We start from the raw sequence: 11,079 nt of genomic DNA, 5'->3' as shown, positions 1-11,079 counted from the left end.
GTGTCGGTCAGTGCGCCTCTTCCCAGTTCGCGCCGGCGCCCACTTCAGCGACCAGCGGCACCTTGAGCTTCGCGACGCCGCACATCATTTCCGGCAGCTTTTCGCGGACCAGCGACAGCTCGCCATCGGGGACTTCCAGCACCAGTTCGTCGTGCACCTGCATGATCATCCGCGACGCGAGCCCGTCGCGCGTGAGCCAGCCGTCGACCGCGATCATCGACAGCTTGATCAGGTCCGCCGCGGTGCCCTGCATCGGCGCATTGATCGCCGCACGCTCGGCCGCCTGACGGCGCGGACCGTTGCCGCCGTTGATCTCGGGCAGCCACAGACGGCGGCCGAAAACGGTTTCGACGAAGCCCTTCTCCTTCGCGGTCGCGCGCGTGTCTTCCATGTACTGCGCGACGCCCGGGTAGCGGGCGAAATAGCGGTCGATGTACAGCTTCGCGGCGTCGCGCGTGATGCCGAGGTTCGATGCGAGGCCGAACGCGCTCATCCCGTAGATCAGCCCGAAGTTGATCACCTTCGCGATCCGGCGCTGGTCGGAATTGACCTCGAGCGGCGTCACGCCGAACACTTCGGCCGCCGTTGCACGGTGGATGTCCTCGCCTTGCGAGAACGCGTGCAGCAGCGACGCGTCGCCCGAGATGTGCGCCATGATGCGCAGTTCGATCTGCGAATAGTCGGCCGACACGATCCGGTGGCCCGGCTGCGCGATGAACGCCTCGCGGATGCGCCGGCCTTCGGCCGTGCGCACCGGAATGTTCTGAAGATTGGGATCGTTCGACGCGAGGCGGCCCGTGACCGCGACCGCCTGCGCATAGTTCGTGTGCACGCGCCCCGTTTCCGGATTGACCATCCGCGGCAGCTTGTCGGTGTAGGTCGACTTCAGCTTCGACAGCCCGCGGTGCTCGAGCAGCAGCTTCGGCAGCGGATAGTCCTCGGCCAGCTTCTGCAGCACCTCTTCGTCGGTCGACGGCGCGCCGCTCGGCGTCTTCTTCACGACCGGCAGCTGGAGCTTCTCGAAGAAGATCTGGCCGATCTGCTTCGGCGAGCCGAGGTTGAACTCGCCGCCCGCCAGTTCGTACGCCTGCGCTTCCAGGTCGACGAGGCGCGTCGCGATCTCGTTGCTCTGCGCCTGCAGGCGCGCGTCGTCGATCAGCACGCCCGTGCGCTCCATCTTCCGCAGCACGATCGACACCGGCATCTCGATCTCGCGATACACGCGTTCGAGGCCCGGTTCGCGCGCGACCTGCGGATACAGCGCGTAATGGAGCTGCAGCGTGATGTCCGCGTCTTCGGCCGCGTATTCGGCGGCCTGCGCGAGCGCCACTTGGTCGAAGCCGATCTGCTTCGCGCCCTTGCCCGCGACGTCCTCGTACTTGATCGTCTTGACGCCCAGATGACGCAGCGCGAGGCTGTCCATGTCGTGCGTGCGATGCGACTCGAGCACGTACGATTCGAGCAGCGTGTCGTGCTCGATGCCGTTCAACTCGATCCCGTAGTTCGCGAGCACCTGTGCGTCGTACTTCAGGTGCTGGCCGACCTTCTTGTGCGCGGCCGATTCGAGCCACGGCTTCAGCCGCGCGAGCACGTCGTCGAGCGGCAGCTGCTCCGGCATGTCGGGGCCGCGGTGCGCGACCGGCAGGTACGCAGCCTTGCCCGGCTCGACCGAGAACGACAGGCCGACGAGGCGCGCGGCCATCGGGTCGAGCGACGTCGTCTCGGTGTCGAATGCCGTCAGCGCGGCCGCGTCGATCTTCGCGAACCACGCGTCGAACTGCGCCCAGGTCTGGATCGTGTCGTATTCGCGCGTGACGTCCGCCGCGATCACCGGCGCCGGCTCGCCGTCCGGCGCGTCGACGGCATTGCCCTCGGCGGGCGCGCTGTCGACCTCGCGCAGCCACGTCTTGAAGCCGTAGCGCGCGAAGATGTCGCGCAGCAGGTCGCGCGCTTCGCTGTCGGTCTTCAGCGACGCGTCGATCGATTCGAGATGCGGCGCGAGATCGCAGGCGGTCTCGACGGTCACGAGCTTGCGGCCGAGCGGCAGGAAGTCGAGCGCGCGGCGCAGGTTGTCGCCGACGACGCCCTTGATCTCGCCCGCGTGCTCGATCACGCCATCGAGGCTGTCGTACTGCGCCAGCCACTTCACGGCCGTCTTCGGCCCGCACTTCTCGACGCCCGGCACGTTGTCGACGGTATCGCCGATCAGCGCGAGGTAATCGATGATCCGCTCGGGCGGCACGCCGAACTTCGCGATCACGCCGTCGCGATCGAGCGTCTCGTTGGTCATCGTGTTGACGAGCGTGACGTGATCCGTGACGAGCTGCGCGAGATCCTTGTCGCCTGTCGACACGACCACGTTCATCCCGTGCCGCTCGGCTTCGCGCGCGAGCGTGCCGATCACGTCGTCGGCCTCGACGCCCTCGACCATCAGCAGCGGCCAGCCGAGCGCGCGCACGGCGCCGTGGATCGGCTCGACCTGCAATGCGAGATCGGGCGGCATCGACGGGCGGTTTGCCTTATAGTCGGCATAGAGGTCGTCGCGGAACGTCTTGCCCTTTGCATCGAACACGCAAGCGCTATACTCTGCACTGACTTCCTTGCGCATACGGCGCAGCATGTTGATGATTCCGTAGAGCGCTCCGGTCGGCTCCCCGCCAGGGCCACGCAAATCAGGCATCGCATGGTAAGCCCGATACAGATAGCTCGAACCGTCAACCAATAGCAGGGTCTTACCTTCCAGATTTCGTTCTTCAGGCATTATGAACAAGAGAAAAGTGATTCCGAGTCTGCGTTCGCTCGCAGATCAAGAACGCGCGACGGCCAAGAAGGCGCGCGCATCGTGGCAGATGTTCACGATTATGGCAGAGTTTATCGAGGCGACCGAGTACCTGTCGGAGATCCGCCCGGCTGTCAGCATCTACGGCTCTGCCCGTCTCAAACCCGATACGCCGCACTACAAACTCGCGGTGCAGATCGCGCGCAAGCTGTCGGACGCAGGCTTCGCGGTGATCTCGGGCGGCGGCCCCGGCATCATGGAAGCCGCGAACAAGGGCGCGCATGCAGGCAAGGCGCCGTCGGTCGGCCTCAATATCGAGCTGCCGCACGAGCAGGCCGGCAACCACTACCAGGACATCTCGCTGCGCTTCCGCCACTTCTTCACGCGCAAGGTCACGTTCGTGAAGAACTCCGACGCGGTGATCGTGATGCCGGGCGGCTTCGGCACGCTTGACGAGCTGTCCGAAGTGCTCACGCTGATCCAGACGAAGAAATCGCGCCTCGTGCCGATCATCCTCGTCGGCAGTACGTTCTGGCAGGGACTGCTGCAGTGGTTCCGCGACCAGCTGATCCCGATGGGCCTCATCAATCCGGAAGACATGGACCTGATGAAGGTGATCGACGAACCCGATCAGGTGCTCGACGCGGTGCTCGCGTTCTACGAGGACAGCGGCGAGGAAGAAGGCGAGGAAGAGCATCCGCCGCGTCCGGAAGAAGACCGGATGTTCTACCTGTAAATTGCGCGGCCCGGACTCCGCCCGCGCGGGTGCCGGGCATGCGGCGGCCCGTTGCGGGCCGCGCGTCCCGCGCGCGCAACCCGCACGCCGCCGGCCGCGCGGCATTTTGTAACGACACGTTATCGCCACGTTTTGGCGACCGGTTTGAAAACGTCAAATCCGGCCGCCGTTCCGCACATGCTGCACCACGGCAAATGCCGCGGCGCGGCGCGGCACTGTCAAATCGGCGCGCCCGATATGCGCCTGCGCCGCCACGGCCCGATCAATCCGCCGTAACAAAACCCGTTCGCCTTCCCGCCTGCATGACGGCACACTGCGATCCAACGGTGCCGCGTCATGGTACGGAACAGGCTCTCAGCCTCGCATGCTCCGCTTCGTCGCACCGCGCTTCCACACCACACGGGAAAACAACATGAAACGCTCACTGATCGCCCTTGCATTCGCCAGCGTCGGCCTCTCGCTGTCGGGCCTCGCCCACGCCGTGAACGTCGACGTGAACATCGGCACGCCCGCGCCGGTCGTCGTCGCGCCGGCGCCCGTCGTGGTCGCGCCTGCCCCCGCGGTCATCGTCGGCTGGCACGGCGACCGCTACTGGGACGGCCGCCGCTACTGGGAACGCCGCGAGTGGGACGAACACCAGCGTCACCACGGTCATGACGGCTATCACTGCCCGCCGGGACACGCGAAGAAGGGTGAGTGCTGAGCGACTGACGTCCGGGCGATCGCGCCCGGAGTCTCAATGAAAAGGCCGCCCGCGAACGCTGGTTCGCGGGCGGCCTTTGTCGTTGCGGGGACAGCGCGGCGTGCCTGCCGTTACTGGAACGCCACTTCCGCGAAGCTCCGCAGCTTCCGGCTATGCAGCTTGTCGAGCCCGTTGGTCCGCAGGATCTCCATCGCCTTCACGCCGATCTGCAGATGCTGATCGACCTGCGCGCGATAGAACTGGTCGGCCATCCCGGGCAGCTTCAGCTCGCCGTGCAGCGGCTTGTCCGACACGCACAGCAGCGTGCCGTACGGCACGCGGAAGCGGAAGCCATTTGCGGCGATCGTCGCGCTTTCCATGTCGAGCGCGATCGCGCGGCTTTGCGACAGCCGCTGCACGGGCTCGCGGTGATCGCGCAGCTCCCAGTTGCGGTTGTCGACGCTCGCGACCGTGCCGGTCCGCATCACACGCTTCAGCTCCGCGCCGTCGAGCCGCGTGACGTCCGCGACCCCGCGCTCGAGCGCGAGCTGCACTTCGGCGAGCGCCGGGATCGGCACCCACAGCGGCAGGTCGGCGTCGAGCACGTGATCCTCGCGCACATAGCCATGGGCGAGCACGTAGTCGCCGAGGCGCTGCGTGTTGCGCAGGCCCGCGCAGTGGCCGAGCATCACCCATGCATGCGGCCGCAGCACCGCGATGTGGTCGGTGATCGTCTTCGCGTTCGACGGACCGACACCGATGTTGATCATCGTGATCCCGCTGCCGTCCGCGCGCTTCAGGTGGTACGCAGGCATCTGCGGCAGGCGCGGCGGCGCCGAGCCTTCCGACGGCTCGCCACCGAGGTTCTCGTTGTACGTGACGACGTCGCCCGGCTCGACGAACGCGCTGTACTCGCTGCGGTACGCGCGCACGTCGGGATCGTCGCTCTCCGTCATCATCGTGCGGCCGAGCTTCACGAACTCGTCGATATAGAACTGGTAGTTCGTATAGAGCACGTAGTTCTGGAAATGCGTCGGCGACGTCGCGGTGTAGTGGCGCAGCCGGTGCAGCGAGAAGTCGACCCGCGCGGCCGTGAACAGCGCGAGCGGGTGCGGCTCGCCCGGCGCCGGCTCGAACGTGCCGTTGACGATGCGGTCGTCGAGATACGACAGGTCGGGCGTATCGAACACGTCGCGCATCGCGAGCAGGCTGTCGCGGTCGAGCTCGCCTTCCAGATGGATGCCTTCCGGGAACGCGAAGTGGATCGGAATCGGCTGCGACGACACGCCGACCTCGATCTTCACCTGGTGGTTCTTCGCCAGCAGCCGAAGCTGCTCGCGATAGTAGTTCGCGAAGAGGTCGGGCCGGGTCACCGTCGTCTCGAACACGCCGGGGCCGGCGACGAAACCGTACGAACGGCGCGAATCGACGTGCGTGTTGACTTCCGTGCGGACCCGCACAAACGGATAGCACGCGCGTACGTGCTCGGTGATCGGTTCGTGGCGCCGGTAGCGCGCGAACGCGTCGCGCAGGAAGCCGGCGTTGGCCTCGTAGATGGCGGACAGCCGCGCGACGGCGGCGATCGGGTCGTCGAATCCTTCGACCGGCGGATTTTCCGGGGTCAGCATCCGGTGTCTGCGGCTCAAATCGTTCTTCATTTTCATCACCTCGTCTGATCAGCCGACATTACCACGGAACCTTGTCAAGCTGCCTGTCGCCCCCCGCAAGCAAGCGGCCGGAAAGCGGCCGGACGACGCGCAGTATTTGCTAAAATTGAACGGTTAATTGGGAGAGTCACAATGAAGCCGCTCATTCTCGTCGCCGCCGCCGCCGCATTCGCCGTCGCCAGCGTCGCCCATGCCGCCGGCGGCACGCCGAGCGCCGACGCGCAGGCCAAGGCCGAAGCCAACGAGGCCGCCGGTCTGCCGGATCTCAGGAAGATCAACCGGCCCGGCGCCGAAGTCTCGTCCAAGGTCGATTTCAGCGATATCCGTCGCACCCCGAGTTTTCATACGGTCAGCAAGAACGGCACCGAAGTCACCGAGTACCGCGATCGCGGCAAGCCGGTCGAGATCGACGTGAAGTCGAACTTCGGCACCCGCTACCAGATGAGCGCGTCGCCGGACACGTCGCCGAAGCCGCATGACGCGGGCGTCCCGATCACGCGCCTGCCGTCGGTCAACCTGCGCTACTGACCCATCGCCCGCGCCGCGCCGGCCACGGCCGCGGCGCGCCGGCTCTTCCCGCATCCCTTTTTCGCGATGCACGCGACGCGCGTGCCCGCCAACCTGACCTGACGCTTCCCGCATGGCCGTTTTCACCGCTGTTTCCGACTCCGATCTCGCGCACTGGATGCGCCACTACGCGCTGGGCGACGTCGTCGCATTCCGCGGCATTCCGTCCGGCATCGAGAACAGCAACTTCTTCCTGACGACGACGCGTGGCGAATACGTCCTCACGATCTTCGAAAAGCTGACGGCCGAGCAACTGCCGTTCTATCTCGACCTGATGCGCCACCTCGCCGCGCACGGCGTGCCCGTGCCGGACCCGATTCCGCGCGACGACGGCGCACTGTTCGGTGAGCTGCACGGCAAGCCGGCCGCCATCGTCACGAAGCTCGACGGCGCGGCCGAACTCGCCCCCGGCATCGAGCACTGCATCGAGGTCGGGCAGATGCTCGCGCGCATGCACCTCGCCGGCCGCGACTATCCGCGTAACCAGCCGAACCTGCGCAGCCTGCCGTGGTGGCAGGAGAACGTGCCGGCCATCGCGCCGTTCGTGACGGCCGAGCAGCTCGCGCTGCTCGAAGGCGAACTCGCGCATCAGGCGCACTTCTTCGGGTCCGCCGACTACGCGGCGCTGCCGGGCGGGCCTTGCCACTGCGACCTGTTCCGCGACAACGCGCTGTTCGCGCACGCAGCGCCCGGCACGGGCCACCGCGTGCGGCTCGGCGGCTTCTTCGATTTCTATTTCGCGGGCTGCGACAAGTGGCTGTTCGACGTCGCGGTGACCGTCAACGACTGGTGCGTCGACCTCGCGACGGGCGTGCTCGACCCCGCGCGCGCCGATGCGCTGCTGCGCGCCTACCAGACCGTCCGTCCGTTCACCGCCGAAGAGCGGCGTCACTGGAGCGACATGCTGCGCGCCGGCGCGTACCGGTTCTGGGTATCGCGCCTGTACGACTTCTACCTGCCCCGTGCAGCCGAAATGCTGAAGCCGCACGATCCCGGCCATTTCGAACGCATCCTGCGTGAGCGTATCGCGCATACGCCCGCGCTTCCCGAGACCCAAACCGCATGCAACTGATCGAAGTGCCCGCAAAGACGGGCTATGTCTGGTTCCGACAGGGCATCTGGCTGTTCCGCCGGAACCCGCTCGCGTTCATCACGCTGTTCTTCACGTACCTGCTGGCGATCACGCTGGTGTCGATGGTGCCGGTGATCGGCGCGGCGCTGCCGCTGCTGTTCATCCCGGGCATCGCGGTCGGCTTCATGGCCGCGTGCCGCGATACGATCGCCGGCAAGCCGGTGATGCCGACGATTCTCGTCGACGGGTTCCGCTCGTACGGCCACGTCACGACCCAGCGGCTGCTCGTGCTCGGCGTGATCTACGTGGTGTCGATGGTGATCGTGTTCGCGGCGTCGTCGGTGATCGACGGGGGCGCGCTGTTCCACGCAATGATGGGCGCGACGACCGATACGAGCCCGACGCCGGAAACGCTCGCCGCGCAGGGCACGCTCGGCGCGCTGCTGTTCGCGACCCTGCTCTACGTGCCGGTCTCGATGCTGTTCTGGTTCGCGCCGGTGCTCACCGCGTGGCACGACATTCCGCCCGCGAAGGCGCTGTTCTTCAGCATCGTCAGCTGCTGGCGCAACCGCGGCGCGTTCACCGTGTACGGCCTGCTCTGGTTCGGCGTCGCGCTCGGCACGTCGCTCGTGCTGTCGCTGCTGCTGCAGGCGCTCGGCGCCGGCGCCTATGCGCTGACGATCATGATGCCGGTGACGATCATCATCGTCACGATGCTGTATTGCTCGTTCTACGCGACTTATCGCGGCTGCTTCGGCGTGCAGGAACCGGACGCGCCAACGAAGCCTTCGTCGGGCCGCTGATCCGTACCGGCCGGCGCACGCCGCCGGCCGCACCTCGCCGGCCGCCTCTTGGCCGGCTGTCTGGGCCGGCCTCCTCTTGGCCGGCTGCCTCTGTTCAAGCGAATCGTTTGCGCGCAAAATCATTTGCATGCAAATTGTTTGCGCCAACAGCGCGCACCTCGAATCATGGATCGCCTGCCCACCGTGCCCCAGACGCTCGACGAGCAATTATGCTTCGCGCTCTACTCGACTTCGCACGCGATGACGAAAGCGTACAAGCCGCTGCTCGAAAAGCTGTCCCTGACCTATCCCCAATATCTCGCGATGCTCGTGCTGTGGGAACGCGACGACATCGCCGTCAAGGACATCGCCGCGCGGCTCGATCTCGACCCGGCCACGGTCACGCCGCTGATGAAGCGGCTGGAAGCGCTCGGCTACGTCGAGCGGGTGCGCAGCGCAGCAGACGAGCGCGTCGTGAACGTGCGCCTGACCGCGGATGGGCGCAAGCTGAAGGACAAGGCGCGCTCGGTGCCCGCCGACCTGTTCTGCGCAATGCGCCAGACGCCGGAGTTCCTGATCCGGCTGCGCACGGACCTGAAGCAGCTACGCGACGCTCTGTCGGTCGACGACGACCGCTGACCGTCCGACTTGCCCGGCCGGCCCCGGGCAATTTTTTAAAAATTTACTTTGCGCACTAATGATTTGTGTTCTATATTTTGTCCGTGGCCGGCGGCATTCCGCCCGACCGGACCTCTTCCCATCTTTCCGACAGGAGCTGCACCATGAACATTCTGTACAAGACGAGCGCAACGAGCACGGGCGGTCGCGACGGTCGCGCAGTATCCGCAGACAACAAGCTGGAAGTGAAGCTCGCAGCGCCGCGCGAACTGGGCGGCACCGGCGCGGAAGGCACGAATCCGGAGCAACTGTTTGCTGCGGGTTACTCGGCGTGCTTCCTGAGCGCGATGAAATTCGTCGCCGGCCAGAGCAAGCAGGCGATCCCGGCCGATACGCAGGTCACGGCCGAAGTCGGCATCGGTCCGAACGACGCGGGCGGCTTCGCGCTCGACGTCGAACTGCGCGTGTCGCTGCCGGGCCTCGACAAGGATGCCGCGCAAGCCCTCGTCGAGAAGGCGCACCAAGTGTGTCCGTACTCGAACGCAACCCGCAACAACGTTGCGGTGCGGCTGACGGTCATCTGAGGACCGACTGGCACCCGCGCGCCAAAATGCAAAAAGGGCGGGTGCGGCTTCATGCCGCACCCGCCCTTTCTTATGCGAAATGCCCGATCGGTCGGCGGGTTGCGCCCCGCCCGACGTCGCTCAGCGCGCGCTCATCCAGGACGAACGGCCCATGCCTTCGCGATCGAGCTTGCGCATACGGAATTCGAGCTCGTACAGGTCGGTCGCGCCCGCCAGGTAAGCATCGGCACGCTCTTTCGCGGCCTGTTCGGCGTTCTTGGTCAGCATCAGGAAGAGGTGGCTCAGCAGGTACATGATCGATCTCGCAAATCTAAGGGTTTTCGACTAGGTGTTTTCCCTCATTATAGGGAAAACCCTTAAACCTTGCCAGCGCCGATCAGACCGTGCGTCGCTCTGCCGCCACAGCGCGACGATGCGCTCCGAAAAAGGACCAGATCATTGCGCTCGCATCCGGGCCGAGCGCCGAGTGGAAAGGGATCGCTTCGTCGCCGCCCGCCCACGCGTGGTCGAGCCCCTTGACGTGGCAGAGGCGGACGATCGATTCGCCATCGCGGCGGTAATCGCAGATCTGCGCGCCCCCATCGCGCGTCTCGACACGCTCGCCGCCGCGCAGCGCGCCGCGGCTGTCCGCCATCCCGTTCAGGCGCAGGAACTGGACGGCGAGCTGGTCCGCATTCTTCGGCGCGACGACGTGATCACCGTCGCCATGCACGATCAGCGTGGGCATGCCGGGATACGCGTCGGCGCCGATCAACGCGTCGACGGCCGCGGCAGGGTTCTGCCGCAAGCCGCGCCGCATCACGTCCATCGCGGTGATGCCCGAATGGGCTTCGCCGAGTGCTGGCCCCGAGTGCAGCGCGACCGCCGCGAAGCGGTCCGGGAAATGCAGCGCGAGCAGCGACGCGAGGCCCGCACCGGCCGACAATCCTGCGACATAGACGCGCGACGCGTCGAAACCATGGTCGTCGACCAGTGCATCGACGAGCGACGCGACCGCGTGCGCCTCGCCACGGCCGGCGCGCTCGGTGTCTTCGTACCAGTGCCAGCAGCCATGCGCGTGCGCACGCATCGACTGTTCCGGGTACAGCACCGCGAATCCATGCTGGTCGGCCAGCAGGTTCATCCGGGTGCCCTGCACGAATTCGTCGACGGTCTGTGTGCAGCCATGCAGCATCACGACGAGCGGCATCCTCGTACGCCGGCGACCGGGCGGCACGTACAGGCCATAGGACAGATGCTGGACCAGGCGGCCGATCGCGGGCGCCATCGGATGTTCGCCGCGCGTCCACTCGCCGCCCGCCCACGCGGCCGCGCGCGGCCGCACCCGCGACTCGCGCACCGGTGACGGTGACAGATCGGCTGCGGCAGCAGCAGGCGACGCGGCGACAGCGTCGATCACATCGTGCGTCATGCGCTTGACGTCGCGCGCCGCGCGTTTGGCCGAAGGGGACAGCATGCGTTTCATGCCGCCCACCCACATTTTCGTCAGACTTTTGGTCATCTATCGGGCTCGCAGTCAGAAATTGGGGACGCCTCAAATGACGTATCGTTCGAGTTTGTGCAATGCACAATAACATCGTTTATGGGATTTT

The 11,079-nt window shown here is 66.2% G+C and carries 11 protein-coding genes; 7 read left to right on the top strand and 4 right to left on the bottom strand.

What is annotated here, in order from left to right:
• Positions 1-7: 7 nt before the first annotated feature.
• Positions 8-2,761: a DNA polymerase I gene (gene polA, locus ACV229_RS22345; protein ID WP_448085283.1), complete on the bottom strand. Its 2,754-nt coding sequence runs from the start codon at positions 2,759-2,761 to the stop codon at positions 8-10.
• Position 2,762: 1 nt separating this feature from the next.
• Here polA and ACV229_RS22340 point away from each other — a divergent pair, with 1 nt between their 5' ends.
• Positions 2,763-3,515, top strand: a complete 753-nt coding sequence (locus tag ACV229_RS22340) for an LOG family protein (protein WP_448085282.1) — start codon at positions 2,763-2,765, stop codon at positions 3,513-3,515.
• A gap of 412 nt (positions 3,516-3,927) precedes the next feature.
• Positions 3,928-4,218, top strand: coding sequence for a hypothetical protein (locus tag ACV229_RS22335; protein WP_448085281.1), 291 nt, complete (start codon positions 3,928-3,930; stop codon positions 4,216-4,218).
• 110 nt (positions 4,219-4,328) lie between these two features.
• Here ACV229_RS22335 and ACV229_RS22330 read toward each other — a convergent pair whose 3' ends face one another.
• Positions 4,329-5,855, bottom strand: coding sequence for an AMP nucleosidase (locus tag ACV229_RS22330; RefSeq protein ID WP_448085280.1), 1,527 nt, complete (start codon positions 5,853-5,855; stop codon positions 4,329-4,331).
• A 141-nt stretch (positions 5,856-5,996) separates the two neighbouring features.
• On the opposite strand from ACV229_RS22330, the gene ACV229_RS22325 reads away from it, so the two are divergent.
• The 5 genes from ACV229_RS22325 (at position 5,997) to ACV229_RS22305 (ending at position 9,487) form a co-directional block, all read left to right on the top strand.
• Positions 5,997-6,392, top strand: a complete 396-nt coding sequence (locus ACV229_RS22325) for a hypothetical protein (RefSeq protein WP_448085279.1) — start codon at positions 5,997-5,999, stop codon at positions 6,390-6,392.
• A gap of 112 nt (positions 6,393-6,504) precedes the next feature.
• Positions 6,505-7,503 carry a homoserine kinase gene (locus tag ACV229_RS22320; RefSeq protein WP_448085278.1) on the top strand — a complete coding sequence of 333 codons (999 nt, stop codon included), beginning with the start codon at positions 6,505-6,507 and terminating at the stop codon, positions 7,501-7,503.
• Positions 7,494-8,306 (top strand): BPSS1780 family membrane protein, encoded by an 813-nt coding sequence (locus tag ACV229_RS22315; RefSeq protein WP_448085277.1) that lies wholly within the window; start codon positions 7,494-7,496, stop codon positions 8,304-8,306. Before ACV229_RS22320 ends, ACV229_RS22315 begins: the two co-directional genes overlap by 10 nt.
• A gap of 165 nt (positions 8,307-8,471) precedes the next feature.
• On the top strand, positions 8,472-8,924 hold the full coding sequence (locus tag ACV229_RS22310; RefSeq protein WP_448085276.1) for a MarR family winged helix-turn-helix transcriptional regulator: 453 nt from the start codon (positions 8,472-8,474) through the stop codon (positions 8,922-8,924).
• Between the two features lie 143 nt (positions 8,925-9,067).
• The gene (locus tag ACV229_RS22305; RefSeq protein WP_448085275.1) at positions 9,068-9,487 is read left to right on the top strand and encodes an organic hydroperoxide resistance protein; all 420 of its coding nucleotides are present in this window, start codon (positions 9,068-9,070) and stop codon (positions 9,485-9,487) included.
• 120 nt (positions 9,488-9,607) lie between these two features.
• Here ACV229_RS22305 and ACV229_RS22300 read toward each other — a convergent pair whose 3' ends face one another.
• Both ACV229_RS22300 and ACV229_RS22295 read right to left on the bottom strand, forming a co-directional pair.
• Entirely contained in the window at positions 9,608-9,781 is a 174-nt protein-coding gene (locus ACV229_RS22300; protein ID WP_448085274.1) for a DUF3563 family protein, read from the bottom strand.
• Positions 9,782-9,863: 82 nt separating this feature from the next.
• Complete coding sequence (locus tag ACV229_RS22295) at positions 9,864-10,988, bottom strand: extracellular catalytic domain type 1 short-chain-length polyhydroxyalkanoate depolymerase (protein ID WP_448085273.1); 1,125 nt, start codon at positions 10,986-10,988, stop codon at positions 9,864-9,866.
• Positions 10,989-11,079: the final 91 nt, after the last annotated feature.

Source organism: Burkholderia sp. MR1-5-21 (genome assembly GCF_053427715.1).
This window is presented reverse-complemented; position numbering and strand designations above follow the sequence as displayed.

Excerpts from the sequence above, each read along its gene's own strand:
- ACV229_RS22335 (WP_448085281.1), top strand. The coding sequence starts at position 3,928 with ATGAAACGCTCACTGATCGCCCTTGCATTCGCCAGCGTCGGCCTCTCG.
- ACV229_RS22295 (WP_448085273.1), bottom strand. The coding sequence starts at position 10,988 with ATGACCAAAAGTCTGACGAAAATGTGGGTGGGCGGCATGAAACGCATG.
- ACV229_RS22315 (WP_448085277.1), top strand. The coding sequence starts at position 7,494 with ATGCAACTGATCGAAGTGCCCGCAAAGACGGGCTATGTCTGGTTCCGA.
- ACV229_RS22325 (WP_448085279.1), top strand. The coding sequence starts at position 5,997 with ATGAAGCCGCTCATTCTCGTCGCCGCCGCCGCCGCATTCGCCGTCGCC.
- ACV229_RS22340 (WP_448085282.1), top strand. The coding sequence starts at position 2,763 with ATGAACAAGAGAAAAGTGATTCCGAGTCTGCGTTCGCTCGCAGATCAA.
- ACV229_RS22320 (WP_448085278.1), top strand. The coding sequence starts at position 6,505 with ATGGCCGTTTTCACCGCTGTTTCCGACTCCGATCTCGCGCACTGGATG.
- ACV229_RS22330 (WP_448085280.1), bottom strand. The coding sequence starts at position 5,855 with ATGAAGAACGATTTGAGCCGCAGACACCGGATGCTGACCCCGGAAAAT.
- polA (WP_448085283.1), bottom strand. The coding sequence starts at position 2,761 with ATGCCTGAAGAACGAAATCTGGAAGGTAAGACCCTGCTATTGGTTGAC.
- ACV229_RS22305 (WP_448085275.1), top strand. The coding sequence starts at position 9,068 with ATGAACATTCTGTACAAGACGAGCGCAACGAGCACGGGCGGTCGCGAC.
- ACV229_RS22300 (WP_448085274.1), bottom strand. The coding sequence starts at position 9,781 with ATGTACCTGCTGAGCCACCTCTTCCTGATGCTGACCAAGAACGCCGAA.
- ACV229_RS22310 (WP_448085276.1), top strand. The coding sequence starts at position 8,472 with ATGGATCGCCTGCCCACCGTGCCCCAGACGCTCGACGAGCAATTATGC.